At 70.4% G+C, this 25837-nt stretch carries 25 protein-coding genes; 8 read left to right on the top strand and 17 right to left on the bottom strand.

Annotated elements, in window-relative coordinates:
- Window positions 1-2: 2 nt before the first annotated feature.
- The 6 genes from asnB to ACWGI2_RS22390 all read right to left on the bottom strand — a co-directional run bounded on the left by asnB (window position 3) and on the right by ACWGI2_RS22390 (window position 9023).
- On the bottom strand, window positions 3-1931 hold the full coding sequence (gene asnB, locus ACWGI2_RS22365; RefSeq protein WP_453697149.1) for an asparagine synthase (glutamine-hydrolyzing): 1929 nt from the start codon (window positions 1929-1931) through the stop codon (window positions 3-5).
- Between the two features lie 3 nt (window positions 1932-1934).
- Window positions 1935-3461, bottom strand: a complete 1527-nt coding sequence (locus ACWGI2_RS22370) for a Wzz/FepE/Etk N-terminal domain-containing protein (protein WP_453697151.1) — start codon at window positions 3459-3461, stop codon at window positions 1935-1937.
- The gene (locus ACWGI2_RS22375) at window positions 3458-4825 is read right to left on the bottom strand and encodes a Wzz/FepE/Etk N-terminal domain-containing protein (protein ID WP_453697153.1); all 1368 of its coding nucleotides are present in this window, start codon (window positions 4823-4825) and stop codon (window positions 3458-3460) included. The genes ACWGI2_RS22370 and ACWGI2_RS22375 overlap by 4 nt, the downstream gene beginning before the upstream one ends.
- Entirely contained in the window at window positions 4822-6036 is a 1215-nt protein-coding gene (locus tag ACWGI2_RS22380; RefSeq protein ID WP_453697702.1) for a glycosyltransferase family 4 protein, read from the bottom strand. The genes ACWGI2_RS22375 and ACWGI2_RS22380 overlap by 4 nt, the downstream gene beginning before the upstream one ends.
- Window positions 6037-6136: 100 nt before the next feature.
- Window positions 6137-7462 (bottom strand): nucleotide sugar dehydrogenase, encoded by a 1326-nt coding sequence (locus tag ACWGI2_RS22385; RefSeq protein ID WP_453697155.1) that lies wholly within the window; start codon window positions 7460-7462, stop codon window positions 6137-6139.
- An 82-nt stretch (window positions 7463-7544) separates the two neighbouring features.
- Window positions 7545-9023 (bottom strand): sugar transferase, encoded by a 1479-nt coding sequence (locus ACWGI2_RS22390; RefSeq protein WP_453697156.1) that lies wholly within the window; start codon window positions 9021-9023, stop codon window positions 7545-7547.
- Window positions 9024-9376: 353 nt separating this feature from the next.
- On the opposite strand from ACWGI2_RS22390, the gene ACWGI2_RS22395 reads away from it, so the two are divergent.
- On the top strand, window positions 9377-9790 hold the full coding sequence (locus ACWGI2_RS22395) for an SsgA family sporulation/cell division regulator (protein ID WP_453399728.1): 414 nt from the start codon (window positions 9377-9379) through the stop codon (window positions 9788-9790).
- 36 nt (window positions 9791-9826) lie between these two features.
- On the opposite strand, the gene ACWGI2_RS22400 is transcribed toward ACWGI2_RS22395, so the two are convergent.
- Window positions 9827-10054, bottom strand: a complete 228-nt coding sequence (locus ACWGI2_RS22400; RefSeq protein ID WP_453697158.1) for a DUF5133 domain-containing protein — start codon at window positions 10052-10054, stop codon at window positions 9827-9829.
- Between the two features lie 414 nt (window positions 10055-10468).
- Here ACWGI2_RS22400 and ACWGI2_RS22405 point away from each other — a divergent pair, with 414 nt between their 5' ends.
- Window positions 10469-11341: an SDR family oxidoreductase gene (locus tag ACWGI2_RS22405; protein ID WP_453697160.1), complete on the top strand. Its 873-nt coding sequence runs from the start codon at window positions 10469-10471 to the stop codon at window positions 11339-11341.
- Window positions 11342-11343: 2 nt separating this feature from the next.
- Here ACWGI2_RS22405 and ACWGI2_RS22410 read toward each other — a convergent pair whose 3' ends face one another.
- The 4 genes from ACWGI2_RS22410 to ACWGI2_RS22425 form a co-directional block, all read right to left on the bottom strand.
- Complete coding sequence (locus tag ACWGI2_RS22410) at window positions 11344-12921, bottom strand: phytoene desaturase family protein (protein WP_453697161.1); 1578 nt, start codon at window positions 12919-12921, stop codon at window positions 11344-11346.
- 65 nt (window positions 12922-12986) lie between these two features.
- Entirely contained in the window at window positions 12987-13442 is a 456-nt protein-coding gene (locus ACWGI2_RS22415) for an SRPBCC family protein (RefSeq protein ID WP_453399724.1), read from the bottom strand.
- Window positions 13443-13629: 187 nt separating this feature from the next.
- Window positions 13630-14073 (bottom strand): DUF2267 domain-containing protein, encoded by a 444-nt coding sequence (locus tag ACWGI2_RS22420; RefSeq protein WP_453697163.1) that lies wholly within the window; start codon window positions 14071-14073, stop codon window positions 13630-13632.
- Between the two features lie 108 nt (window positions 14074-14181).
- Window positions 14182-14613 (bottom strand): Hsp20/alpha crystallin family protein, encoded by a 432-nt coding sequence (locus ACWGI2_RS22425; protein WP_453399722.1) that lies wholly within the window; start codon window positions 14611-14613, stop codon window positions 14182-14184.
- Between the two features lie 130 nt (window positions 14614-14743).
- On the opposite strand from ACWGI2_RS22425, the gene ACWGI2_RS22430 reads away from it, so the two are divergent.
- On the top strand, window positions 14744-15406 hold the full coding sequence (locus tag ACWGI2_RS22430) for a type III effector protein (RefSeq protein ID WP_453697164.1): 663 nt from the start codon (window positions 14744-14746) through the stop codon (window positions 15404-15406).
- A gap of 52 nt (window positions 15407-15458) precedes the next feature.
- On the opposite strand, the gene ACWGI2_RS22435 is transcribed toward ACWGI2_RS22430, so the two are convergent.
- Window positions 15459-16199, bottom strand: a complete 741-nt coding sequence (locus ACWGI2_RS22435) for a TetR/AcrR family transcriptional regulator (RefSeq protein ID WP_453697166.1) — start codon at window positions 16197-16199, stop codon at window positions 15459-15461.
- Between the two features lie 94 nt (window positions 16200-16293).
- On the opposite strand from ACWGI2_RS22435, the gene ACWGI2_RS22440 reads away from it, so the two are divergent.
- From ACWGI2_RS22440 to ACWGI2_RS22455, 4 genes are read left to right on the top strand one after another with little or no spacing between them, the layout of a single operon-like run.
- Window positions 16294-17517: an oxygenase MpaB family protein gene (locus ACWGI2_RS22440; RefSeq protein ID WP_453697167.1), complete on the top strand. Its 1224-nt coding sequence runs from the start codon at window positions 16294-16296 to the stop codon at window positions 17515-17517.
- Window positions 17518-17549: 32 nt separating this feature from the next.
- Window positions 17550-18782: an oxygenase MpaB family protein gene (locus ACWGI2_RS22445; RefSeq protein ID WP_453697168.1), complete on the top strand. Its 1233-nt coding sequence runs from the start codon at window positions 17550-17552 to the stop codon at window positions 18780-18782.
- Window positions 18783-18786: 4 nt separating this feature from the next.
- Window positions 18787-21075 (top strand): molybdopterin cofactor-binding domain-containing protein, encoded by a 2289-nt coding sequence (locus tag ACWGI2_RS22450; protein WP_453697169.1) that lies wholly within the window; start codon window positions 18787-18789, stop codon window positions 21073-21075.
- 16 nt (window positions 21076-21091) lie between these two features.
- Window positions 21092-21565 (top strand): (2Fe-2S)-binding protein, encoded by a 474-nt coding sequence (locus tag ACWGI2_RS22455; RefSeq protein ID WP_453697171.1) that lies wholly within the window; start codon window positions 21092-21094, stop codon window positions 21563-21565.
- Window positions 21566-21588: 23 nt separating this feature from the next.
- Here ACWGI2_RS22455 and ACWGI2_RS22460 read toward each other — a convergent pair whose 3' ends face one another.
- On the bottom strand, window positions 21589-22089 hold the full coding sequence (locus ACWGI2_RS22460; RefSeq protein ID WP_453399716.1) for a transglycosylase SLT domain-containing protein: 501 nt from the start codon (window positions 22087-22089) through the stop codon (window positions 21589-21591).
- A gap of 465 nt (window positions 22090-22554) precedes the next feature.
- Between ACWGI2_RS22460 and ACWGI2_RS22465 the strand changes: the two genes are divergently transcribed.
- Window positions 22555-23007, top strand: coding sequence for an SRPBCC family protein (locus ACWGI2_RS22465; RefSeq protein ID WP_453697172.1), 453 nt, complete (start codon window positions 22555-22557; stop codon window positions 23005-23007).
- On the opposite strand, the gene ACWGI2_RS22470 is transcribed toward ACWGI2_RS22465, so the two are convergent.
- The 4 genes from ACWGI2_RS22470 to ACWGI2_RS22485 all read right to left on the bottom strand — a co-directional run bounded on the left by ACWGI2_RS22470 (window position 23004) and on the right by ACWGI2_RS22485 (window position 25699).
- Window positions 23004-23792 (bottom strand): metallophosphoesterase family protein, encoded by a 789-nt coding sequence (locus ACWGI2_RS22470; protein ID WP_453697174.1) that lies wholly within the window; start codon window positions 23790-23792, stop codon window positions 23004-23006. The two genes, ACWGI2_RS22465 and ACWGI2_RS22470, sit on opposite strands and share 4 nt — an antisense overlap.
- Window positions 23789-24043, bottom strand: a complete 255-nt coding sequence (locus tag ACWGI2_RS22475) for a hypothetical protein (protein ID WP_453399713.1) — start codon at window positions 24041-24043, stop codon at window positions 23789-23791. The genes ACWGI2_RS22470 and ACWGI2_RS22475 overlap by 4 nt, the downstream gene beginning before the upstream one ends.
- The gene (locus ACWGI2_RS22480; protein ID WP_453697175.1) at window positions 24040-24741 is read right to left on the bottom strand and encodes a nucleotidyltransferase family protein; all 702 of its coding nucleotides are present in this window, start codon (window positions 24739-24741) and stop codon (window positions 24040-24042) included. The genes ACWGI2_RS22475 and ACWGI2_RS22480 overlap by 4 nt, the downstream gene beginning before the upstream one ends.
- Window positions 24742-24889: 148 nt before the next feature.
- On the bottom strand, window positions 24890-25699 hold the full coding sequence (locus ACWGI2_RS22485) for an SDR family oxidoreductase (RefSeq protein WP_453697176.1): 810 nt from the start codon (window positions 25697-25699) through the stop codon (window positions 24890-24892).
- Between the last annotated feature and the right edge of the window lie 138 nt (window positions 25700-25837).

Here is a 25837-nt window from a genome sequence, read left to right on the forward strand (position 1 = left end):
CGTCAAGCCGCCCGGCTCTGGCCGGAGCCAGAGGTCGCGCCGCGATACCAGTACTCGAGGGTCAGCACATGCCACAGATGCTTGGAGAAGTCCCGCTGCCCGGCGGCATCTTCGGCGACCATCCGGGCCAGCGCGTCGCGGCGCAGGATCCCGGAGTTGACGAGCACTCCGTCGTGCACCACCTCGCGCACCAGCGGCGCGAGATCCCGGCTCATCCAGGCGCGCAGCGGGGCGCTGAACAGGCCCTTGGGCCGGTACACGATCTCCCGGGGCAGGACCGAGGTGGCCGCCTCCTTCAGGACTGCCTTGCCCTGTCGTCCGACGATCTTGCGTTCGCCGGGCACGGCGAACGCCGCCCTGACCACTTCGACGTCCACGTACGGCACCCGCACCTCGGTCGACGCGGCCATGCTGGAGCGGTCCGTGTACGCGAGGTTCAGCCCCGGCAGGAACATCCGCGCGTCGCCCAGGCACATGCGGTTGACGAAGTCGTCGAGGTCGTTGTCCTCGTAGACGTCCGCGTGCTCGGTCAGTACGTCGTCGACCGTCCCTGCCAAGTCCGGGTTGACCAGGGAGAGCAGCTCGTCCTGGTCGTACATGGTGTAGCTGCGCCGGAACGCGGTCTCCTCCGGCAGATCGGCGAAGGACAGGAACCGCTTCGCGAAGCGCACCGACCGGTACCCCCGGCGGGCCGTGGCGACGGGCAGCCGGTCCACGGCCCTGGACAGGCCGCGCCGCAGGGGCCGCGGGACGCGCTGGTAACGCAGCGCGAGCAGGTTGGCCAGGTGCTTGCGGTAACCGGCGAACAGCTCGTCGGCGCCCATCCCCGAGAGCATCACCTTGACCCCGGCCTCCCGGGCTGCCTCGCAGATCAGGAACGTGTTGATCGCCGCGGGGTCGCCGATCGGCTCGTCCAGGTGGTACGTCATCTTCGGCAGCAGGTCGAGCACGTCCGGGGCGATCTCGATCTCGTGCAGGTCGACGCCGAACCGCGCGGCCACCTGCCGGGCGTAACGCAGGTCGTCCGGCATCGCCTCGAACTTGGCGTCCTCGGCGCGGAACCCGATCGTGTAGGCGGAGATCCCGGGCTGGTAGCGGGCCGCGAGGGCGGTCAGGTAGCTGGAGTCGAGGCCGCCGGAGAGGAAGGTCGCCACGGGTACGTCGGAGAGCATGTGCTGCCGGGTCGACTCCTCGACGATGGCGGCCAGGTCCGGCCGCTCACCGCTGCGGGCCCGCTCCTTGCCCTCGGCGGCGACGTCCTTCAGGTTCCAGTACTGGCCGCGCTCCACCCGGCCGTCGGGCCTGCACCGCAGCCAGCTCCCCGGCGGCAGCTTCTCGGCCTCGCGGAACGCGCAGCGCGAGTCCGGCACCCAGTAGTAGAGCAGCGAGGCCACCAGGGCCCCCTCGTCCACCTGCAACGATCCGCCGGTCACGGCGGCGAGCGCCTTGAGCTCGGAGGCGAACACCAGGCCCGCGCCGCGCCGGAGCAGGAACAGCGGCTTGATGCCCAACTGGTCGCGGGCAAGGACCAGTTCACCGGTCCGCTCGTCGAAGATGCCGAACGCGAACATGCCCCGCAACCGGGGCAGGCAGTCCGTGCCCCAGCGCCGCCAGGCCTCAAGGAGCACCTCGGTGTCGGACGTGCCGCGGAAGCGCACCCCGGCGGCCGTCAACTCGGCCCGCAGTTCGGGCGCGTTGTAGAGCTCGCCGTTGTACGTGAGGGAGAGGCCGTCCGAGACCATCGGCTGGGCGCCGGTCTCGGACAGGTCGATGATGGCCAACCGGCGGTGCCCGAGGTGCACTTCGCCGTCGCCGGCACGGTGGCCGTACCGGCCCGCCCCGTCCGGACCGCGGTGGGCGAGGGTGTCGGTGAGCCGGTCGGTCACGGCTTTCCCGTCCGGCCATCGATAGGTACCTGCGATGCCACACACGTCTTACCGCGCCTCCTGGTCGGTGTCCGGGACTCGTACGGCCCAGGAAGGCCGCTCCGTCCGCAGCTGGCCCATCTCGTTCTGCCGGGCGAGGCGCTCGCTGTGGCCCCGCAGCGCGATGTGCAGGCCGTCCCACAGCGTGCCGTCGGTCCGGTCGCGCGGATCGGGGTCGATCAGCACCACTCCGATCACCGGAATGCGCTGGTCCGCGAGTTGCCGCGCCACGGTGTGCAGCCAGTCGGCGCTGCCGTGCCCGGCACGCACGACGAGCACGGTCTGGCCGCCGAGGTACTGGAGGTCGGTCCACGCCGTGCCGGGCGCGACCGAGCCGACGCCGAGCCTGCGCTCCTGGCGCTCCACGGCCGCGGCACGCTCGCCGCTGACCACGGCCGGGTCGCCCGGCTTCCGGCGGCTGTCGGCGAGCTGCGGTCCTGGCAGCCCGTCGACGATGACCACCGGCCCTTCCGCCGCCAGCGCCCTGGCGACGTCCAGGGCGATCACGCTCGTGCCGCGCGCGCAGCCCAGTTCGAGCAGCGACACCGGTTCCGCGGAGCCGCGCACGGTGCGGGCCAGGGTCGTGGTGAGCCGTTCGTGGGCCGCCCGGCTCTTCCGGCGCCGCCACGGCCCGGCCCGCCAACGGGGCACAGGGCGCAGCTCCGCGATGACCGAGGCGCCCAGGTGAGCCGCGATCTCCCGGCGCAGCACGGGTCGGCCGGCCACCACGGCGCCGACCGCGGCCACCGCGAGTCCGAGGACGAGTCCGAGGAGCAACCCGATCGCGGCGTTGGTGACAGCAGCCTTGGGCAGGGAGTGCCGCACCGCGCGGGGCGCGTCCACGATCTGCGTGCCGGAGACGATCTGCGGCGTGCCGGTGCGCGCCTCCGCGGCGCGCTCGTCGAAATCGGCGATCCGCGAGATGAGCTCTGCCCGGCGCGCGAAGAGCGACTCGACGCTCGCCGACTCCTTCGGGTCGCTTTCCGGCGATCGGTCCCCGATCTCCTTGTTGACCTCGGCGAGTTCGCCCCGCATGCGGTCACGCTGGTCGAGCAGGGCCTTGGACTTGGCTTTCGCGGTCTCCCGCATCCGCCTCACATGGTCATCGACGAACGCGTCGGCCAGCGCCTTGGCCCGGGCCACCGCATCCGCGTCGCTGTCACCCGTCACATCGATCTGCAGCAGGTTGTTGGTCAGGCCGGTGCCGCGGTAGTCCCGCATGAAGTCCTCCGGGTTTTCGGGGGACTTGAGGGACTTGAGGGCCTTGCCGGCGATCCGCGTCGTCCCGAGGAGCTCGACGTCGGTGCGGATCAGCGTCCCGGTGTCGTTCGGCTGGTCCTCCTCGTGCGTGACAAGCACCTTGGTCACGGCGGACGGTGGCGGCGGCAGCAGGACCGCCACCGCCGCGCCGACAAGGAGTCCGAGGAGCGCCAGGGAGCACCAGAGGCGCCTGCGCCTGCGTACCGCCGCCACCAGCGCCTGTAGGTCGAAGAGCGGAGTGGTCGTCGACGACTCCGAAGTCTCGCTCGTCGTCACGCTGAACCTCCCCTCGCGTCGTCGCGGCCCGCGAGCGCCGGTGCGGCGTGCTGCGCGGGACGTCCGGCGGTGCGCGCCGGGCGGGCCAGGACCGTTGCGGCGACGACGATGCCGGCGATCTCGTGCCCCGCGTCCGCACACGCCTCCGCGATGCCGGTGAGTTCCGCCGCGGTCCAGCTGCCCGCGCTGAGCACGACCAGGGCGCCGGACTCGGTGTCGCGGTCGGGCACCATCGGCCGCTCCACCGAGACTTCCGCCACCCGCAGCAGCGGGTCGCTCGCGGCCTCGGTGACCAGCTGTCCGGCGGCCCGGCGGGCGATCTCGTCGCTGTCCGGTACGACGACCAGCAGCCGCCGGGGAGCCGGTAGTTGATTTCTGAGGCGAGCGCACAACCGCCGGTAGCGGATCCGCCTGCCGGCCTCGTCGCCGGACGCCTGCGGAGCCGGAACGTCCCACCGCGTGTCGACGCCGAGGAGCCGGCGGATCCGGGCCCGCGTGCCACGGCCCTGCGGTCGGTGCGCGGACCGTTCATCAAGTACGTCGACGGTGCCGATGAGCGCGGAGCCCAGGGCCGCGGCGATCTCCTGTTCGGTGCGCAGCCGGCGATTCGCCCGTGCCGCGACGAGATGGCCGATGACCGTGAGCAGGAAGAACAGCAGGGCCCCTGCCATGATGAGCTGCGTCCTCGTCGGCGGCGCCTCGCCGGTCGGCCGGGCGGCCGACCCCATGACGACCATGTTGGCCTTGTCCGTCGCCGGGTCGGCCTGGTCCAGCTTCTTCATGGCCTCCGCCAGCGCGGTGCGCAGCTTCTCGAGCTCGGTACGGACCTGCACGCTCTCCACCGTCTGCCCCGGATCGGCCGCATTGGCGAGATCGGTGATGCGGCGGTTGGTCTGCACCACCTCCTCCCGCAGTGCCTCGGGCCCCGTCGCCTCTTCGGAGTCGGTGGAGTCGCCCGCGAGGCGTGCGGCGAAGGTGACGAACTCCTTGGCCACTTGGTCGGAGAGCCGCTGCGCGCGGCCCGGCGTCTCGGCCGTACCCGAGATCTTGATGATGTTCCCGTCGGCGGCCTCGGCGCTCACCTGATCCCGCAGTTCGGTGCCGCTGACGCCGGACCAACCGAGCGTGGCGGCGGCGCGGTCGGCCACCTCCGAACTGGTCGCGATCTCCGCCTGGGTCAGCAGCTCGCGCTCCTCCCACTGTCCCGGCAGGAGCACCGAAGCCGACGTGGTGTAACTCGGCGGGAACACCAAAGAGGCGCCGTAGCCGACGAGGGCGCCCAGCACGGCGACGACGGCGAGGAGCCGCCGGCGCCGACGGAAGATCCGCCCGATCGTGACCAGGCGTATCGTGTCATCGCTCAACGGCGCGGCCTCCGCACGTTCCGGGCCGGGCCGCCCGCGGACACCGAAGTGTGCTCGCGGCAGGCCGCGGCGTAGGCGGCGAGCAGCGACGCCTGCGAGTTCCGCCAGGCAAGCTGCCCGTTGATCCGCTCCTGGCCGATCTCGCCCATGCGGGCCCGCTGTTCCGGGTCGTCGAGGAGCAGCGCGATGAGCTTGGCGAACTCGGCCTCGTCGTTGGCGGGCGCGTAGAGGGCGGCGTCACCGGCGGAGACTCTCGCCTCCCGGAGGTCGAACGAGACGATCGGCCGGCCCATCACCATGTACTCCAGGACCTTGTTCATGGTCGACACGTCGTTGAGCGGATTGCGCGGGTCGGGGGAGAGGCACACGTCCGCGGAGGACAGATAGCGCACCAGGTCGGCGTCCGGAACGCGCCCGGTGAACTGCACCTGCTCCGACAGGCCGAGCCGACGGGACAGCTCCACCATCGCGTCGAAGGTGTCGCCGCCGCCGACGAACACCGCGTGCCAGTCGGTACGTCCGAGCTCGTCACGCAGCTTCGCGAGGGCCCGCAAGGCGTAGTCGACGCCGTCCTGCGGCCCCATGACCCCCAGATAGCACAGCAGATGGGGCTTGCCGCGCTTCAACTCCGGCTCGGGCGGCACCGGTTGGAACCGGTCGGTGTCGGGCGCGCTGCGCACCACGAAGACGTCCTCGGGGCGCCGGCCGCCGCGGCGCACCGCGACGTCCCGGTAGCTCTCGTTCGTGGCGAGCACGACGTCCGACGCCTTGTAGGTCAGCCGTTCAAGGGCGCACACCGCGCGGTAGAGCCGGTCCTTGCCGCGGTCGAACCGGGAGAGGTACAGCTCGGGCACCAGGTCGTGCTGGTCGAAGACGAACCGCGCGCCGCGCCGCTTCATCCACAGTGCGGGCAGGAACAGCAGGTCGGGCGGGTTGCAGGCGTGGACCACGTGGACCGGGCCGACCTTGCGGGCAAGGCGGACGGTGTGCCACAGCGCCGATCCGTACTCCCGCAGATAGCCGGCAGGACCTCCGGTGGCCGCGCGCAACGGGTAGCGGTGGATCCGCACCCCGTCGATCACCGCCTCCGGCTCCGTGTCCCGCTTCTCCCCCCGGGGACAGATGACGTGGACCTCCCAGCCCGCGTCGCGCAGCGTCGTGCACTCCTGCCACACCCGCCGGTCGAACGGCACGGACAGGTTCTCCACCAGGATCAGCGCGCGCCGTTTCCGCCGGTCGCCGCCGGTTGTGCCACCAAGCGATGTGTCACCAGACGATGTGCTGCCGAACGATGTGTCACCAGACGATGTGTTACCAAGCAAGGCCTATGTACCCCGGTTCATTCCGGCGCGCCTCGGCGTCGGGTAGGTGGATGAGGTCGACGATCACCGGACCCTCGCCATGGGGCAGTGCCGAGAGCACGGCCGGGTCCCTGGTTCCCACCAGGCACACCTCGGAGTGTTCGAGCACCTCCTCGACGGAGTTCGCGAGGAGCTGCGCGAGGTGCGGAAGGCGGGTCTCGATGTACTCGCGGTTCGCGCCGAGCAGCCGGGACAGGCTCACGTTGGCGTCGTAGATCTTCAGGTCGTAGCCCTTGCCGAAGAGTCTCTCCGCCAGCTCGACGAGCGGACTCTCGCGGAGGTCGTCGGTACCGGGTTTGAAGGAGAGCCCGAACAGGCCCGCCCGGCGCTTGCCGGTGCGCTCGACCAGCTCCACCGCGCGTTGCAGATGGTCGGAGTTGGAGGGCAGTACGTGGGAGAGGATGGGCACCGAGACGTCGGCCCGCCGCGCCGCGTGGACCAGGCTGCGCAGGTCCTTGGGCAGGCAGGAGCCGCCGAAGGCGAAGCCCGGCCGCAGATAGGCGGGGCTGATGTTCAGCTTGCGGTCGGCCAGGAACACGTCCATCACCTGGTGCGAGTCCACCCCGAGCGCCTGGCACACCGCGCCCAGCTCGTTCGCGAAGCCGATCTTGAGGCCGTGGAACGCGTTGTCCGCGTACTTGATCGCCTCGGCTGTCGGGACCGGCACGCGGAACACCTCGCCGGGCAGACCGTCGTACAGAGACGCCACCACGTCGCCGCTCGCCGGTTCGAGCTCGCCGATGACGGTCTTGGGCGGGTCGAAGAAGTCCCGCACGCTCGTGCCCTCGCGCAGGAACTCCGGGTTGACCGCGACCCCGAAGTCCACCCCTGCCGTGCCGCCGACGTTCTTCTCCAGGATCGGCACAAGCAGGTTCAGGCAGGTGCCCGGGAGCATGGTGCTGCGGAACACGACGGTGTGCCGGCCCCCTTCCTCGGCCGCCTCGGCGAGCGCGGCGCCGATCTGCTCGGTGACCCGCTCCAAGTACGTGGTGCACAGGCTGCCGTTGGGCTCCGACGGCGTGCCCACGCAGACCAGCGACACGTCGCTGTTCATGACGGCCTCGCGGACGTCGCCGGTGGCGCGTAACTTCCCGGTCCGCACGGCCTCGGCGACGAGCTCGCCGATCCGCTCCTCGACCACCGGGGCCTTGCCGTCGTTGACCAGGTCGACCTTCACCTGGTTCACGTCGACCCCGATGACCTCGTGACCCATCCCTGCCAGGCACGCGGCCGACACACAGCCCACGTAACCGAGCCCTAAGACACTGACTCTCACAACCCGTTCCTCCCCCCGGGCAAGCCCTTGCGGCCTGCCTTCCGTGCGCCGCTTTGACAGTTGGGCCGCAGCCCCCCGCGCATCAGTAGGCCCCCTGCCCGTGGAGCACCGCACGCAGCGTCTTCCACAAGATCACTGTGTCCAGGGCGAGCGACCAGTCCTCCACGTACCGCAGGTCGAGCCGGATCGCCTCCTCCCACGGCAGGTCGCTGCGTCCGCTGATCTGCCACAGGCCGGTGAGCCCGGGCTTGACCAGGAGCCGCCGCCGGATGTCCGGGCCGTACGCGGCGGACTCCTCCGGCAGCGGCGGCCGCGGACCGACGAGCGACATCGATCCGGCGAGTACGTTGAAAAGCTGCGGGAGTTCGTCGAGCGAGTACCGGCGCAACACCGTTCCCACCCGGGTCACCCGCGGATCCCGGCGGATCTTGAACAGCAGGCCCGCGCCTTCGTTGCGGTCGGCCAGCGCGTCACGTGCCGCGTCGGCGCCGACGACCATGGTGCGGAACTTGAAGATGGTGAACTCGCGGCCGTCCTTGCCGACTCTTCGCTGGCGGTACAGCGCCCCGCCCCGGCTGTCCACGAGCACGAGCAGGCCCACGAGCATCATCAGCGGCGCGAACAGCAGCAACAGGACCGCCGCGCCCATCCGGTCGACGACCCCTTTGACCACCCTGCGGCCCCCGGTGAAGGTCGGCATGCTGACCCGGAGCAGCGGGATCCCGAGCACCGCGTCGACGTGCAGCCGCGGTCCCGCCACCTCCATGAGCACGGGTGCCACGACCATCTCGGCATCGCTGCCTTCGAGGTTCCAGGCCAGCCTTTGCAGGCCGTCCGGTGACCAGTCGGGGTCCGATGTGACCGCGACGACGCGGTAGCCGTCGCGGCGGACGTGGCCCGCGACGTCCGTCAGCCTGCCGACGACCGGCACTCCGTCCAGTTGGTCACCGTCGAGCCCGAGACCGTCCGGCGTGCACACCGCCTCCACCCGCCAGCCGAGGTGCGGGAACTTGCGGGTCCGGGTGATCAGATCGCGTACGGTGGCCGGGCTCCCGGCGGCGAGCACCGGGCGCAGACACTGCCCTTCCTTCCGCTGTTTGTGCAGCCAGAGGCGCAGCAGATACCGCTCGGTCATGGTGATGAGCGCGATCGCGGGGATCGCGACGAAGATCCAGAGCTTGATGTTGCGCGAGGTGAGGGCGATGCCTCCGAGCGCGAGTATGACGGCCGCCGTGAACAGTGAGCGTCCGAGCCGGCGGAATTCCTCGGCTCCCTGGCCGAGCGTGGCCGGAGCCCATGCCCTGCTCACCGCAAGCGCTCCCAGCACGAGCAGCTCGGTGCCGAAGGCGAGAATCCCCCACTTCTCGTGCCAGTTGGCCGCGTCCCGGGCCCCGAAGAAGCTGCCGATCGCCGCCACCACGAAGGCGGTGGCCACCGTATCGCTGACGATCACGGTACGGCGGTACCGCTGTTCCCAGTCGATCGCGGGCCGGCTGATCGCCCCGTTCGCCAGATGCCCGCGTTCCGACGGTAACGGGCTGACTAATTCCCCCTGTTGCACGGGACCCCCCAGGTCGCCAGTGGTTCGACGTGCTCGCCCATCACTGTTCTCGGGAAGCCCCCGCCCCCCGCGCCGCGCTGTTCCTCCCCCTCGGGAGGCCCCCCGGCCTCCCGCGCATGACAACTCCGGCTGTTTCAACGCCACTTGAACAAGATCAATACTGGTCGCTTTGTGCCTGAACAGCTGAAGCACGGTCAATTTAGACCATGGGGATGAGTATGTAGAGGGGTTGTGTGTAATTCGTGCACAAGGTTTGATGCTGGTGCCATCGACCGGCCACGGCCGACGGGATCCTCGACGAAGACGCACTGTTGCCCTGCATGCATGTGCGGCTGCCGGGAACCCCGTGTCCCATGGACTCCAGCCTCACCTGCCCCATCGCGTCCCACCTGTGCGTGGACGCCCTCGACCTGGTGATCGAAGCCGAGCTCAGCCTCACGTACACCACCAAGGATCCTCTGGCCGTCACCCTCACCTTTCCGCCGCCCGCGGCGGAAAGGGCCCCGACGACCTGGGTGTTCTCCAGGGATCTGCTGGCCGCGGGGCTCCGAGCGCGCGCGGGCGAAGGCGATGTCGTGATCCGGCCGAACGGGCCTCACCGGGTACTGGTGACTCTCACGTCCCCAGGCGGACGCGTCCGGGGGGAACTTGAGCGGGCGCAGGTCGAGGCGTTCGTCCGCGAGACGTACGCTCTGCTGCCCGTCGCCGAGGAGAGCGCGGCGCTGGGCCTGGACGAACTGGTCGCGGCTCTCCTCACGGCACCCTGAAACCCGGCCCCGGCGGCCCCGGCGGTCCCCATGCCCTCACACGGGCTGCGGGGCCCCCGGCTCACCGTCAGCCATGGCCACTCGCGCCCGGGCGGCCACGAGCGCCGACTCCACCTCACGGGTGCCGGTGGTGACGCAGAGGGTGTACGCGATGTCCTCGAGCCTCCGGCGGGCCTCAAGGGCGCCGTTGCTCGTATGCAGCGCACTCAGGGCCTCGTACTGCTCCAGCAGGTCGCGCAGTATCCTCGGGTCGGCCATCAGCACGGCAGGGTCTCCTTCGCTCTCGACGAGCAGTGGTGGGCTCCCTCGACGGAAGTCTCAACAGGCTGCGGCACAGGGGGGCTTGGCCCCATCCTGCACGCGCGGGCACGCGCCACCTCACGCGTCACGGCAGGCGGAGTTCCGCGAGGCGCGCTTCGTGTGGATGGCGGTCGAGGAAGAACAACACTCGCTCCATGGAAGCAGGGCTTTTGGGCGCGGCCGCTTCCTGACCTCAGGTTCAGTGTGCCCACGAGAGGACGCCGGACGCCACCCGGCGCTGTGACGTGTGCCGCACGCACCCGGTGTTTGGGCCCTCCGCCGCTTGGTATGCGGCCGTCGGCGCCGCCTGCCACCATGACCCTGTGCGTCCTGGCGGGTGGAGCGCCCGTCGCCGCCGTCCCACCCGGAGGAGTTCTCGTGACCGACCGGAAGCACGTCCTGCGCGGTCGCACAGCTGTCGTGACCGGCGCCGCACGCGGTGTGGGCGAGGCCGTCGCCAGAGAGCTCGCCGCCCGGGGAGCCGCGGTGGCACTGCTCGGCCTGGAGGAGGAGTCACTCGCCCGTGTCGCCCATGAGCTTCCTACGCAGTCGCGGCATTGGCACGTGGATGTCACCGACGCCGACGCGATGGCGCGCGTGGCCGAGGAGGTACGCGAACGTCAGGGCCCCGCATCGGTCGTCGTCGCCAACGCGGGGGTCGCCGAGGGCGGGCCGTTCGTCGACTCCGATCCCGCCGTCTGGCGACGCGTCATCGACGTCAATGTCGTGGGCAGCGCCAACACCGCCCGGGTCTTTCTGCCCCAACTGCTCCATACCCGCGGCTACTTCCTCCAGATCGCTTCCCTTGCCTCCATCAGCGCCGCACCGCTGATGAGCGCCTACTGCGCCTCCAAAGCGGCCGTGGAGTCCTTCAGCCACTCCCTGCGCGCGGAACTCGCCCCTCGGGGTGTCGGAGTGGGCGCCGCCTACCTGGGCTGGACCGACACGGACATCGTCCGCGAGGCCGACCAGCACGCCGTGCTGCGCGAACTCCGCGCGCACATGCCTCCGGCGGCCCGCAAGGTTTACGCCACGGACCACGTGGCCCGCCGCTTGGCGGACGCCGTCGAACAGCGGGCGGCCACCGTGTACGTGCCGGGCTGGCTGCGGGCCCTGCAAGTGGTGCGGGCCGGGCTGCCGCCCCTCGTCAGCAGGTACGCACGCCAGGAGCTGACGCGCTCGGAGTTCACGTCCACGGGCCTGCTCGGGCCCGGCGGGCGCGCCGCGGGGACCTCGACGAGGCCCCGCTGAGGTCAGCCCCGTCGAAGACGCCGGCCGATCCGGCCCCGCAGCGCGGCGCGGGCGGCGTTGGCGCCGGGAGCACCGTGGACGCCGCCACCGGGGTGAGCGGCGGCCGACGCGAGGTAGAGGCCCTTGACCGGGGTCTCCGGGCGGCCCGTGCCCGGGGTGGGGCGGAACACCAACTGCTGGTGGGCCGATGCCGTGCCGCCGTTGATCGCGCCCCCGTGCAGGTTGGCGTCCATGGCCTGGAGGGTGTTCGGGGCGAGGAGACGCCGGGACCTGATGCGGGAGCGGAATCCCGGCGCCCAGCGTTCCACCTCGTTCTCCATGCGGTCCGCCATCACTTCCTGTTCCCGCCGGTCCCAGGAACCGGTCAGGCCGTCGTCACCCGCGTCGCCCTTGATCCGCTGCGGGACATGCGTGTAGGCCCAGGCCGATTCGGTGCCCGCCGGTGAGCGGGAGGAGTCGGCGGTGGTCATCTGCCCGAAGAGCAGGAAGGGACGGTCGGGCACCTGCCCCATCGCGATCTGTGCCGCGAACCGCGTGAGGCCGTCGACGCCGTCGGCCAGATGGACCGTCCCCGCCGTGGCCGCATCGCGCGCCGTCCACGGCACCGGGCCGCTCAGCGCCCAGTCGACCTTGAAGGTCGCGAAGTCCCAATGGAACCGGCGCAGATCCCCGAGGAGCCGCCCCGGCAGATGCCGTGCGTCGACCAGGCCGCCGAACAGCGCCGGTGCGGAAACATCCGCGAGAACCGCACGGGACGCCGGCACGCTCTCGCCGCCTGCGGTGCGCACACCGACCGCGCGCCCGGACCGTACGACGACCTCACTCACGCGCTCCTTGCAGCGGACCACGCCTCCGTACCGTTCGAGCCGCCGCACCAGGGCCGACGTGAGCGCGCCCGCCCCGCCGACCGGGACGGGGAAGCCGTACGTCTGGCCGAGCATGGACATCAGCCAGCCGAAGCCTCCGCTGCCTGCCGCTTCCGGGCCGAGGTCCGCGTGCAGCGCGTTGCCCGCGAGCAGCAGCCGGCCGCCCTCGCCGCGGAACTCCTCCTCGCCGAGGCGCCGGACCGGCAGCGCCAGGGTCCGGGCCATCCGCACACCGCCGGCGCCCCGGAGCTTGGCGGCGAGGCGGATCCCGGACCGTACGGGCGGGAACGGGGTGAACAGAGCCCCGAGGAGGTCGGGGCCCACCCGGTTCCAGGTGGCGCAGAGGCTGAGCCAGGCGGCTCCGTCGCCCGCCGCGAAGGCGTCAAGGCCCGCCGCCGTGTCCGCCGCACCGCGGGCGAGGACCGCGCACCGGCCGTCCGGCAGGGGGTGCGCCAGGACGCGGGGAGCGTGGCTCCAGCTGAGGCCCTCCTGCTGGAGCTGCAGGTCGGCGAGGACCGGGGAGGCCGCGGCCAGCGGATAGAAGGCGCTGAAGAGGTCGTTCACGTAGTCGGGATGAACCCCGCGGTCGCTGCGGACGGCGCCGCCCGGCTCCTCCTGTTCCTCGAGGACCTCCACGCTCCACCCGGCGTCGGCGAGCAGGTTCGCCGCGACGAGACCGTTGGGCCCCGCGCCGATGACCACCGCGTCCGGCATCCCTGACTCCTGACGTTCGCTCGAACTGGTCGAGCGGCCACTCCGGCAATCTGCTCGACCGGCTCTCAGGCCGATGCGTACGCACGCTCCGGGGAGTTCTCCACGACGTCCGCGAGCCGGGCGAGCATGGCGCGGTGCCGCAGTTGGATCAGTGCGTCCACGGCCGCGTTGTGGAGCGCTCCGCCGGGCCCGTCCAGCGGGTGTTCGTCCACGATGACCAGGGCGTACTTGCCCCAGGGCCGTACGTCGACGGCGATCCGCGCGGTGCCGAGCCAGCCGCTGTCGGCCTCGAGTTCCAGAATGCCGGGCTCCTCGCACCGCCGGACGGTCGTGGTCCCCGACAGGGTCCGCCACCCCACCCGCACGGTGTACGTGATGCTGGAGCCGACCTCGGGCCAGCGGCCTTCCCCGGGCTCGGAACGGGACGTGCCGACCACCCAGTCGCCGTAGCGTGACCCGTCCGCGAGGACCGCCCAGACGTCGGCCACGGACCGCTTGATCAATCGGTGTCTTACGGCCATTCGGCTCTCCAGCCCTCGGCGCACGCGGCAGTCCGCGTCGCATGCGGCGGCTCTCCGGTACCCGGCCCGCCCGTTCTCATTCCTGTTCACCCTCGCAGGCGTTCGAGAGGTTCGCCGCTTGCCGGACGCCGAACCGGGTACGCGCGCGTGAAGATCCCCCTGAGCGCCGTGCGGTGCCTCGCGCGGCCTACGCGGCCTGGATCAGTTCGGCTCGGCCGAACAGGAGGGCGTAGCCGGAGGGGAGTTGGGCCAGGATGCGGGTCAGGAGATCGGGGCCCGCAAGGACGGCGACGGCGGCCAGGACAGCGCCGGTGTCCCAGCGTGTGGTGGCGGGGCTCGCGCCGGCTCGGGTGGCGAGATCCTTGACGAAGCCCCAGCCGGTGAGGGGCTGGGTGGCGGGGATCTGGGCGGTGAGGACGCGCGCGGCCTCGACGGGCAGGCGGGCGGCCAGTTCGACGCGTTCATCCCCGGTCAGCTGCCTGCCCAGACCGCCGAGGACCAGCTGGACGGCTTGCTCGGCCCGCTCCTGTGTGGGGTAGGCGCCTTCGCGGCGAACCTTCTCCAGCATCTGCCGGAAGGTCATCGCGGGGTGGGGCCGGTTGGGTGCAGGCCGTTCGAACGTCACGGACATGGCTGAGTGCGCGCCTTTCTCGTCGCAGGGGTTGTCGGGGCGGGTGTGGAGAACGGAGGCGAGGGGGAGGCCGGCCCGTCCTCCGCACCACTGGTCAGCGGCTCAGGATCAGCCGCGGATCTGCTTGCGGGACTCTTCGTTCCCGATGGAGATCTTGCGGGGCTTGGCACGCTCGGCGATCGGGATGCGCAGCGTCAGCACCCCCGCGTCGTAGTCCGCCTGGATGCGCTCGGTGTCCAGCGCGTCGGCCAGCACGATCTGGCGGGAGAACACGCCGAGGGGCCGCTCGGACAGCTCCATCTGGACGTTCTCGGACTTGGTGACCGGCCGGCGCTCGGCCTTGACGGTCAGCATGTTCCGTTCCACGTCGATGTCGATCGCCTCGGCGGTGACGCCGGGCAGATCGAAGGCCACCACGTACTCATCGCCTTCGCGGTAGGCGTCCATGGCCATCGCGGACGGCCGTGACCAGGTGCCGGGGCCGACCAGCTGCTGGGCGAGGCGGTCGAGTTCGCGGAAGGGGTCGGTGCGCATCAACATCGCGAAACACCTCCTGAAGGTTCGGGCAGTACCTGCCAATGCGCTTCACCTGCCTCCCGTTGTAGCATGTCGTCCAATGGATGACAAGCTAGATGTCATCCAAGTGATGACACCGAAGAAGGAGGCCCTCATGGCAGCAACCGGCCCGCCGAACCCACCCCACGCCGAAGGCCGGAATCCGGCGTCCTTCCCGGCCGCGGCCTCTGCCCTGGAGGCCATCCGCGACGCCATGCAGGTCGCCGGACAGGAGGCCGCGGACGCGTCGCCCACCGACGACACCGGCGACACCGACCCGGAACAGGCCCTGGCCTCGCTGCTGTTGCTGCGCGAGGTCCGTGAACAGCTCGCCGCGTGGGAAGCAGGCCTGATCGAGACCGCCCGCCACGCGGGCGCCAGTTGGGCCGATCTCGCCCAGCCTCTGGGGGTCGCCAGCCGCCAGGCCGCCGAACGCCGCTACCTGCGCCAGCGCCCCGGGCCGACCGGAAGCACCGGCGAGCAGCGCGTACAAGCCACCCGTCAGCGCCGTGCCGCCGACCGCACCCGCACCGCCTGGGCCCGCACCAATGCCGCCGCCCTGCGCCGCCTCGCCGGCCAGGTCACCGCCCTCACCGGACTCGCGCCGCAAGCCCGGGTCCCGGTCGGCCATCTCGACGCGGCTCTCGCCGACGACGACCCCGCGGCCCTGATCGACCCACTGAACGCGGCCCGCCCGTACGTGGAGCGAACCCGCCCCGATCTCGCCGCCCAGCTCGAAGCCCTCGTCGGCGACCTCGACGAGAACGGCCCCGCCTGAGAACGGACTGCAGGGCGGACGGCCGGTACGTGCTGAAGGCAGAGCGCTCACGTCACGGATGGTCAGGTGCCTGGTCCGGTGGTGAGAGCATCGGGACCAGGAACTGCCTTGCCAGCGCCCGCAGTTGACCCTCGTCGTCCAGGTCGATGATCTGGCTGGGGACGACCAGGAAGGACGTGGAGACCCGGACCATCATCTCCGCCACGACGTCCACGTCCACCTCGCCGGACAGGTTGCCCGCGCGCTGCTCCTGGCGAAGCCTGCCCGCGACGAACTGCCGGACGCCGGCCAGTGTCCGGCCCCCGTCAGTGGTCATCGACGGCACGACGGCGTCCGGTTCCACGGTCAGCAAGCCGCCGATGAGCGGGTTGGAGCGGATGGCGCGCAATGAGCTCACGAATCCCAGGACGACCCGGTCGGCGACGGACCCGGCGTCCTTGATCTCGACGATGAACTGGTCGAAGTACCGGCGGAACTCACGCCGTACGACCTGTTCGACCAGCGCCTCCTTGGAAGCGAACCGGCGGTAGACCGTGATCCGGGAGAGCCCGGCGAGGCGTGCCACGTCCGCCATGGTGGAGCGCTTGATGCCCATGCGGCAGAACTGCTCGTAGGCGGCGTCGAGCAGGCGCGTGGTGATCTCGTCGTCCGGGGCGCCACCTTTGACACCTTCGGCGCCTTCAAGGCCCTCGATGCCTTCGACGGCCTCGGTGAAGGCGAGTTCAAGCAGCGACCGGGGGACCGAGGGGTTCATGAGGGCCTCGCCTGATTCTGTGCCGCCTCTGGCGTTCATGGTTCGACTGTGCTCCTCTGTGGATACACAGATACTCAATGTGTTTCACAGTACCAGGCCGGCGACTTCAGGGCTCTAGGAGGAGTTCGGAGCAATGGACCGACTCAGCAGGCGCAACGTATTGATGGCGGGCGGAACGCTGGGCGCGCTCGGCGCCCTCGGCGCCGCGGCACCCGCGCAGGCGCGCGTACCGTGGACGTGGTCCCCCAGGGGCTCGGTGGCGGGCGCCGGTGCGGGCGAGGACCCCCGGTGGGTGTGGGACCCGGAGGCCGACCCGCTGGTCGCCTCACTGCTCGACCGGGGCGACGTCCCCAAGGTCAACGCGCTGTTACGCACCTGGACCAAGAACGGCCAGCCACTGCCGGCCGAACTGCCCGCGGACCTGCGGGACTTCATGGAGAAGGCGCGTCAGCTGCCGTCGTGGGCCGACAAGGGCAAGCTGGCCACCGCGGTCGAGTTCAACGAGAAGCGCGGACTGTACCTCGGCGTGCTGTACGGCCTGGCCAGCGGCATGATGAGCACGGTCATCCCCAAGGAGGCACGCGCGGTCTACTACTCCAAGGGCGGCGCGGACATGAAGGACCGCATCTCCAAGACCGCCAAACTCGGGTACGACATCGGGTCCCGCAACGCCTATCAGCCCGACGGCGAAATGATCGTGACCTGCGTCAAGACCCGGCTCGTGCACGCGGCCGTACGCCACTTGCTGCCGCAGTCCCCGCACTGGGCCGACGCCGCCGACGAGGAAATCCCCATCAGCCAGCGGGACATGATGGTCACCTGGCACAGCCTGCCCACGACGGTCATGCAGAAGCTGACCGCGTGGAAGGTGCCGATCCCCGCCGCCGAGTCCGCGGCCTTCCTGCACTCCTGGCAGCTGAGCGCGCACCTGCTCGGCATCAAGACCGAGTACATCCCCGCCTCGTGGGACGAGGCCAACTCCCAGGCCGAGCAGGTCCTCGACCCGGTCCTCGCGCCGACACCCGAGGGCATCAAGCTGGCGGACATCCTGCTCAACCTCGGCTCCGAAGTCGACGGCGGCATCGTCAGCAAGCACGTACTCGGCGCCTTCACACGCTTCCTTCTCGGCGACCGGATCGCGGAATGGCTGGAGATCCCCAGAGAGGTGATCTGGGACTCGCTGCTCAAGACGGCCTGGGGGCCCTTCATCGCCGTACGCGAAGGTCTGCTGCCCCTGCCGCTCGCACCGAAGGCCTACTGGACCTTCGACGAGTTCCTGCGCAAGGCAGCCCTGCTCTTCCTCTCCGAAGCGCGGCCGATCAGCATCGAGATCCCGCAGGCCAACCGCCCGTCCTGAGCAGGGACGCAACTCAAGGAGGAGTGCAGGACATGGCAGAGCTCAGCAGGCGCAGAATGCTGGCCTCGGGTGGGGCCTTGGGGGCGCTCGGAGCGCTGGGCGCGGCGACCCCGGCGCAGGGGCGCGCCCCGATGAACTGGACCTGGGCGCCCAGTGGTTCGGTCGCGGGCTCCGGTGCCGGCAGCGATCCGCGGTGGGTGTGGGACGAGGAGGCCGATCCGCTGCTCGCCTCGCTGCTCGACCGCGGGGCCGTGCCCGAGGTCAACCGTCTGCTCTGGGACTGGAACCGCAACGACCAGCCGCTGCCGCACGGGCTGCCGCAGGATCTGCGGGCGTTCATGGAGAGGGCGCGGCAGCTGCCCTCGTGGGCGGACAAGGGCAAGCTGGAGACCGCGGCCGAGTTCAACAAGTCCCGTGGGCTGTACCTCAACCTGCTCAATGGAGTGGGCGGCGGCATGCTCAGCACCGCCATACCGAAGGAGGCGCGCGCGGTCTACTACTCCAAGGGCGGCGCCGACATGGAGGACCGCGTCGCCAAGACCAGCATCCTGGGATTCGCCGTCGGAGCCCTCAACGCGTACCGCCCAGACGGCGATTGCGTCGTCAACGCGGTCAAGACCCGCCTGGTGCACGCGGCGGTCCGGCACCTGCTCCAGCAGTCTCCCCACTGGGGTGACGACATCCCGATCAGCCAGAACGACATGTTGGTCACCTGGCATACCCTGCCGACCTTCGCCATGCGTAAGATGCGCGACTGGAAGGTCCCGATCACCGGGGCGGAGTCCGCGGCGTATCTGCACGTCTGGCAGGTGACAGCGCACATGCTCGGCATCAAGGACGAATACATTCCCGCCACTTGGGACGCGGCCGACTCCCAGTCGGACCAGATCCTGCCGCCCGCCATGGGGCCGACCCGCGAGGGCGTCGAGCTGACCGACATCCTGCTCGGCCAGCTCGCCGAGCAGACCAGCCCCGGCAGCATCAGCAGACCACTGTGCAACGCCCTCGCGCGCTACCTGGTCGGCGACGAGGTGGCCGACTGGGACGAGATCCCGCGTGAGCCGGTCTGGGGACCGGCGATGAAGCTCGCGTGGCCGGCCCTGGTGAAGTTCCGCGAGGGCCTGATCCCCCGGCCGCTGGTTCCCGAGATCGCCTGGGCCATCGACGAGGCCGCCCGGCAGTACATCCTCTTCTACCTCACCAAGGGCAAGGAGACGAAGATCGATATCCCCGTCGTCAACCGTCCTGAGAGAGCGGGACGCTGACACGATGACTGAGCCACTCGGGCGGCGACGGTTCCTCGGATACGTCATCGCGGCTCCCACCCTGGTGGCCGCGGCCGAACTCGGCCCCGCCCCGGCGGCCGACGCCGCCTCCGCCGCGGACGCGGGGATTCCGTCGCCGGACGTCACGGAACTGTTCGACCTGAACGACATGATGACCGCTGCGGCGCTGCCGACCTCGGGCCTCATCACGGTCGAGGTCCACCAGGACGGCACCGTGTCGTTCGCCCTGCCGCGGGCCGAGGTCGGGCAGGGCATCACCACCTCGACGGCCATGCTCATCGCCGAGGAACTGTCCGTGCCGCTGGACCGGGTGCGCGTCACGCTGGCCGACGCCCGCCCGGAGCTGGTGTTCAACCAGCTCACCGGCGGATCGAACACGACCATCGCGACCTACACCCCGATCCGGGTCGCCGCGGCCATCGCCCGACGGCGACTGCTGGAGGCTGCCGCCGTCCAACTGGACGTAGAGGAAGCCGACTTGAAGCTGAAGGCCGGGGTGATCACCGACCGCTCCGGCAACAGCGTCGGCATCGGCGCGCTCGCCGAGAAGGCCGCGAGCACCCGGACCAGGAAAGTGCCCGTCGAGCTCACGGCGCGCGAGGACTTCACCGTCATCGGCAAACCCCACAACAGGATCGACGCCCTGGCGGCGGTGACCGGGCGCAAGAAGTTCGCGATGGACCTCGACGTCCCGGACGCGAAGCCGACGATGGTGTGCCGCCCGCCGACCATCAACGGCAAGGTCGGCTCGGTCGCCAACCTCGCCGAGGTCCGCGCCATGGCGGGCGTCACCGATGCCGTGGTGATCTCCACCGGTGTCGCGGTGCGTGCCGAGACCTTCGGCCAGTGCATCGACGCCGTACGGGCACTGCGCGTGGCCTGGAGACCGGGCAGCGCCGAAGGGAAGTCCGACGAGACCGTGCTCAAGGAGCTGGAGGCGGCGGAGCTGCCGCTCGGACTGCGGCCGCCGACTCCGACCGTCGAGGGAAAGTTCACCTTCTACTTCCGCGGCAACAGCGCGCTTGAGCCCAACTGCGCGGTCGCCGACGTGCGTTCGGACCGCGCCGAGATCTGGGCGTCGCTGAAATCGCCGATCGTCGCCAAGCAGGCCATCGCCGCCAGGCTCGGGCTGCCTCCCGGCAAGGTCACGGTGCACGTCACCGAAGGCGGTGGCTCCTTCGGCCGCAAGCTGTTCTTCGACGCGGCCCTGGAAGCCGCCGAGGCCTCCCGGAAGATCGGCAAGCCCGTGAAGCTCATGTGGCACCGCGCCGACGACTCCCGGCAGGGCCGCACCCACCCGATGGCCACCTCGCGCGTACGCGTCGCCTACGCGGGCGACACCGTGCTGAGCTACAAGCAGCGGCACACCAGTGTCTCCACGGACCTCGGCCACGGGCTCGGGGAGATCATCACCGCCATGGCCGCGCGGCTGCCGGTCGGCGACATCGGCTTCTCCGAGACGTTCTTCCAGCTCAGCCAGACGATGTCGTACGACTTCGGCCTCAACAGCCGCCTACTCAGCGAGACCGACAAGGGCTTCAACACCGGCAGCATGCGCAACGTCTACTCACCCGACGTGACGTGTGCCCGGGAGCTCATCGTCGACCGGCTCGCCGCCAAGATGGACAAGGACCCGTACCGCTTCCGGCACGATTTCCTGCGGGACGACCGCTCCCGTGCGGTTCTGAAGAAAGCCGCCGAGGCAGGCGACTGGGGGCGGCAGATGCCGGCCGACACCGCGCAGGGCATCGCCTTCCACGCCGAGTACAAGGCGGCAAGCGCCGCCCTCGTGGAGATCGACTGCCGGCCCGAGACCGTCAACCGGCCCATCCGTGACGGCGTGAGCGGGCCACGCGTCACCAAGGTCGTCTTCGTGGTGGACGTCGGCCTCGCCGTCAACCCGCGCGGCCTCGAAGCGCAGATGATGGGGGGCGTCATGGACGGCATCGCGCTGGCCCTGACCTCCAGTCTGCACCTGCGTGACGGGTACTTCCTCGAAGCGAGCTGGGACAACTACTTCTACACCCGACAGTGGAACACCCCGCCCGAGCTCCAGATCATCATCATGCCGAGTACGTCCGAACGGCCCGGTGGTGCGGGGGAGTTGGGTGTCGCGGCGTCGATGGCTGCGGTCGCCTGCGCGTACGGTCGCGCGATCGGCACGATGCCCACCAGCTTCCCGATCAACCACGGAAAGCTCTCCTTCACCCCCAAGCCCACGGTCCCGCCGATCCCTCAGTCCCCGACCGACGGTCTTGACCACAGCCGCTGAGAGCTTGGAGATCCCCGTGCCTGAGCACACCTTCCGCGTCAACGGCGAGCAGGTCACCGTCAGCGTCGCCGACGACGTACGCCTGTTGTGGGTGCTGCGCGACATCCTCGGCATCACCGGGCCGAAGTACGGTTGCGGCATCAACGTCTGCAAGGCCTGCACCAGCCACCTCAACGGCGAAGCGGTCAACCCCTGCGCGATCCCGGTCAAGGACCTCGGTCCCACCGACGAAGTGACGACCATCGAAGGGCTCCCGGCCACGGTCGGCAAGGATCTGCACCCGATGCAGCAGGCGTGGCTCGACCACGACGTCGTCCAGTGCGGCTACTGCCAGCCCGGCCAGATCATGGCCGCCGTGGCGCTGGTCCGCCGTGTCGCCGCCGAAGGCCGCGACATCACCGACGCCGACCTCGACGGAATCCGCAACATCTGCCGCTGCGGCACCTATTTCCGCATCCGCGAAGCCATCAGAGCAGGCGCCGCGGGCTGACCGGCGGGATATCTCGAACTGACTCAGTAGGCGGAGTCGACGTTGTCGATCGAGCCGTACTTGTCGGCGGCGTAATTGGCGGCCGCGGTGATGTTGGCGACGGGGTCGGTGAGGTTATTCGGCGTGCCCTTGACGTGGTAGGCGTCGAAGGTCGGCTGAATCACCTGGAGGAGCCCCTTGGAAGGGGTGCCGTTCTGCGCGTTCACGTCCCAGCCGTTCTGGGCGTTGGGGTCACCGGCGGACTCGCGCATGATGTTGCGGTGCAGGCCCTCGTAGGAGCCGGGGATGCCCTTGGACTTCATGATGTCCAGGGACTCCTTGATCCAGCCGTCGAGGTTGTTGGGGTACTTCTTGTCGGCCTTGGCGGCCTGGGAGACCTTCTTGCTCGCCGCGGTCGGCTCGGCGGCCTGGGCCTGCGAGGGGATCAGCGTGAGGGCGGCGGCCGCGGCACCTGCGGTGGCGATACCGGCGACGGAGAACGAACGGATACGGGCGATGCGGGTGGTGCTGATGCGCGTGGGCATACGGGAGTGAACCTTTTCCATGGGGGACGTGGCGCGGGGGCCGGTGCGGTCGAATGGCGACGTATGGCGATGTATTCGCGCTGTCCGACTTCCGGCCCCGCGATGTCGACCATGGTTAGCGGTGACGGGAAAGGGGCGCAAGGATGTGACGTACTACCCGACTACGCAGAAGGCATTTCCGAGGGCGCCTTCGAGGCGATTACAGGGCCTGTGCGGGCCTAATGCCTTCTACTACCGCCATTAGCGTGTGACGTGGCCCCTATGGGCGGGCTCACAGACAAGGGCCCGAGTATTCCCGGAAAAAGCCCGCCTATTCCTGATCGGGCTCCTTAATTCGACTGCGAGATGCCGGACGAGGCAGGAGTGACAGCGGACGTACTGGGCACTCGGGTGGGGAGAAAGTGCTCCGCCGCCCGGCCCCTGCGGACAAGGGACCGGGCGAGCACACGAGGAAAGGTGTCATCCGTGTCGCAAGTCGAACAGTCCATCGAAGTCAATGTGCCGGTCCGCTCGGCGTACAACCAGTGGACCCAGTTCGAGGCGTTCCCCGAGTTCATGGAGGGCGTGCAGCGGATCGAACAGCGCACCGACACACTCACCCACTGGGTGACGAAGATCGACGGTGTGGAGCGGGAGTTCGACGCCGCCATCACCGAGCAGATCCCGGACGAGCGCGTGGCATGGACCACGGTGGAGGGCCAGGCCAAGCAGGCCGGTGTCGTCACCTTCCACCGCCTGGACGACGCGCGTACCAAGGTCATGCTTCAGATGAACTACGACCCCGACGGCCTGGCCGAGACGGTCGGCGACAAGCTCGGCTTCGTCAAACGGCAGGTCAGCGGTGACCTGGGACGGTTCAAGCAGTTCATCGAGCAGCGAGGCGGTGTGGAGACCGGCGCCTGGCGCGGCGAGGTCTAGTCCGACTCCTCACAAGGCGAGCGAAGGCCCGGGCCCCTTGCGGCCCGGGCCTTCGCCATCGCGGGCCCCGGCAGGTGGTACACGTTGAACGCCTTGCGGATGACCGGCTGGGCGACGTTGCGCACCGGCACGCCGCCGCTGGTCATGCCGTGTTCGGTGCCCGCGTGTGCGTGGCCGTGGACGGCCAGGTCCGCGCCCGCCTCGTCGATCGCCTCGGCCAGGAGGTAGCTGCCGAGGAACGGGTAGATCTCCAGGGGTTCGCCCGCCAGGGTGTCCGGCACGGGCGCGAAGTGCGTGAGCGCCACCCGGACCTCGCAGTCCTGCTCCGCCAGATCGAGCAGCGACGCCCGCAGCCCCTCGGCGCGGCGGCGGGTGTACCGGATGAACTCCTTCATCAGGGGTTCGCCGAACTCGCTGCCGCTCCGGCCGATGAATCCGCCCCCGAAGCCCTTGGTGCCCGCGACGCCCACGCGTGTGCCGTCGACCTCGACGACCGTTCCCTGCCCTTCGAGCACGTGCACGCCCGCCTCGCGCAGGATGGCCGTGACCTCCTCGGGCCGCTCGTCGTGGTGGTCGTGATTGCCGAGCACCGCGATGACGGGGACCGGCAGCCCGGCGACCTCCTGAGCCACGACGCGCGCCTCCTCCGGCGTGCCGTGGCGGGTGAGGTCCCCCGCGAGGAGCAGCAGGTCCGCACAGTCCGGGAGGGTCTCGAAGGCGGGCCGGAGCACGCCGTGACTGTCGAGGCCCATATGGATGTCCCCCACGGCTGCGACGCGGATCATGCGAGCTCCTCCGGGTGGTCGGGGGCGGACGAATCGGCCACCACGATGTCGAAGTGGACCGTCAGGCCGGCCATCTCCTCGTTCACGGTACGCAGCAGTTCCTCGCGGCAGTGCGCCGTGGGCACGGTCCCGGCGACCACCACGGACGACCCCCGGTTCTCGATGCGAATGCCCAGTTCGCCCAGCTCCTCCGCGGCGAGCCGCTCCTTCAGATGGGCGATGCGATAGTCGGCATGTGCCTGGTCGTTCATCGGTCTCCTCCTTTCGGTGCGATGACGTGCAGGCGCTCCAGCAGATAGAGGAAAGCCGCCGGCATCGGCGCATCCCCGCAATCACGGCGGACCGCCTCCCAGTCGATCTTCTCGCGCAGTAGCCGGGCGATCGGCAGGACGGCTCCGAAGTCGCAGTGATGCTCGGAGAAGGCGGCGAGCAGGGCCCGCATCAGGTCCGTCGGCGCCAGGACCGGCATCTGCACCGAGTCCACCGGCAGCTCCGATGCCCGCCCCAGCAGCTCGGCGGTCACCGGCTGGTGGGCCAGCTCGAAGATGAGGTCGATGTCCTGCCCCAGGCACTTGGCCTTGAGCAGCCAGTCCTCCGGCGGCGCGTACACCGTGAGGCCGGCCGCGTCCAGGGTGGCCGCGACCGCTTCGGCGTCCTCCGGCTTGATGCAGAAGTCGGCGTCGTGCTGGAGGTTCCCGGCCCCGCCGTGCGCGTGTACGGCGACGCTGCCCGCGAGGGCGAAGTCGTGACCGCCCCTCTTGAGTACGGCGCCGACCTGCTTGGCCGCTTCAAGAATGGCCTGGTGGAGGTCAGGGGGGAGTTCATCCGCGGGGGAGTCGTGCTGTGTTCTGATCCCGATGGGATCTCCCGCCGGAGGCAGCTGGGTGACCGGCTTCCGCCGGTCGCCGGTGGTGTGGCCTGGGGTGGCGTCTTCCGCGTTCCGCGTCACCTGCTGCTCCGTTTCCGGACATCGGCTGCCGCACCGCTCGTGCGGGCCGGCCGTCTCCGACGATTTCTGACCCAGGCATCCCTGGTACCCGGCAGGCCGGACTCGACCCGGACCAGTTCGCTGCGGGGCGCCGGGGCGTACCGGAGCCTCAGGGCCGGCGCCACTCGTCGCTCCGGAGGTGGGAACCGGCCTGGGGCCCCATCCGCACCATGCCGCCGTCCGCGACCCAGGACGCGCCGGTCACGTACGAGGCGTCGGACCCTGCGAGGAACGCGATGACGGCGGCGATCTCACGGGCGTCGCCCGCACGGCCGAGCGGGATGCCGGGGCGGCTCTCGGCGTGCACGTCCGTGTCCTCCTGCCCGGTCATGGGTGTGGCGATCTCGCCGGGGGCGACGGAGTTGACGGTGATGTCGTGCTCCGCGAGTTCCAGGGCCATCACCTGGGTCAGCAGGCCGAGCCCGCCCTTCGCGGCACAGCAGGGGGCCGCGCCGACGCGGGGCTGGTGCTCGTGCACCGAGGTCACGTTGACGATGCGACCGCCTTCGCCCTGCTGGATCATGCGCCGCGCGGCGTGCTGGCCGCACAGGAACGGGCCGACGAGGTCCACGTCGAGAACTCGTACGACGTCTTCGTGCTTCAGATCGAGGAAAGGGGTGGCGGTGCCCGTGCCGGCGTTGTTGACCAGGATGTCGATACGGCCCAGCCGATCGGCGAGCTCGGCGACCACCCGTGCCGCATCGGGCAGCCGGGACAGGTCCATCCGGGCGACGGCCGCGCGCCGTCCATGCCCGCGCGCCTCCTCGGCCGTCCTCTCGGCGCCCTCCTGATCGCTGTGCCAGGTGATCCCCACATCCACCCCGGCCTCGGCGAGACGGACGGCCGTCGCCCGGCCGATGCCGGAATCAGCGCCCGTGACGACGGCCGCTCTGGCGGTGCAGGCGGTGCGGTCGGTCATGGAACCTCCTCCTGTGCCGGGCCCGGCCGGTCTGGCGCCCTGAGTCCAGGTTCGGTCATGCACGCTTCCGGGTCTCCTCGACGCTTGTGGGTGCGCAGGTGTGGATGGGGATCACCGGGGCACCCAGCCCGGGGCGAC

This window comes from Streptomyces sp. NPDC054866 (genome assembly GCF_053610745.1).

Coding starts and splice junctions, on each gene's coding strand:
- ACWGI2_RS22395 (WP_453399728.1), top strand. CDS start 9,377: ATGGACTCCAGCCTCACCTGCCCCATCGCGTCCCACCTGTGCGTGGAC.
- ACWGI2_RS22410 (WP_453697161.1), bottom strand. CDS start 12,921: ATGCCGGACGCGGTGGTCATCGGCGCGGGGCCCAACGGTCTCGTCGCG.
- ACWGI2_RS22415 (WP_453399724.1), bottom strand. CDS start 13,442: ATGGCCGTAAGACACCGATTGATCAAGCGGTCCGTGGCCGACGTCTGG.
- ACWGI2_RS22420 (WP_453697163.1), bottom strand. CDS start 14,073: ATGTCCGTGACGTTCGAACGGCCTGCACCCAACCGGCCCCACCCCGCG.
- ACWGI2_RS22425 (WP_453399722.1), bottom strand. CDS start 14,613: ATGTTGATGCGCACCGACCCCTTCCGCGAACTCGACCGCCTCGCCCAG.
- ACWGI2_RS22430 (WP_453697164.1), top strand. CDS start 14,744: ATGGCAGCAACCGGCCCGCCGAACCCACCCCACGCCGAAGGCCGGAAT.
- ACWGI2_RS22435 (WP_453697166.1), bottom strand. CDS start 16,199: ATGAACGCCAGAGGCGGCACAGAATCAGGCGAGGCCCTCATGAACCCC.
- ACWGI2_RS22440 (WP_453697167.1), top strand. CDS start 16,294: ATGGACCGACTCAGCAGGCGCAACGTATTGATGGCGGGCGGAACGCTG.
- ACWGI2_RS22445 (WP_453697168.1), top strand. CDS start 17,550: ATGGCAGAGCTCAGCAGGCGCAGAATGCTGGCCTCGGGTGGGGCCTTG.
- ACWGI2_RS22450 (WP_453697169.1), top strand. CDS start 18,787: ATGACTGAGCCACTCGGGCGGCGACGGTTCCTCGGATACGTCATCGCG.
- ACWGI2_RS22460 (WP_453399716.1), bottom strand. CDS start 22,089: ATGCCCACGCGCATCAGCACCACCCGCATCGCCCGTATCCGTTCGTTC.
- ACWGI2_RS22470 (WP_453697174.1), bottom strand. CDS start 23,792: ATGATCCGCGTCGCAGCCGTGGGGGACATCCATATGGGCCTCGACAGT.
- ACWGI2_RS22475 (WP_453399713.1), bottom strand. CDS start 24,043: ATGAACGACCAGGCACATGCCGACTATCGCATCGCCCATCTGAAGGAG.
- ACWGI2_RS22485 (WP_453697176.1), bottom strand. CDS start 25,699: ATGACCGACCGCACCGCCTGCACCGCCAGAGCGGCCGTCGTCACGGGC.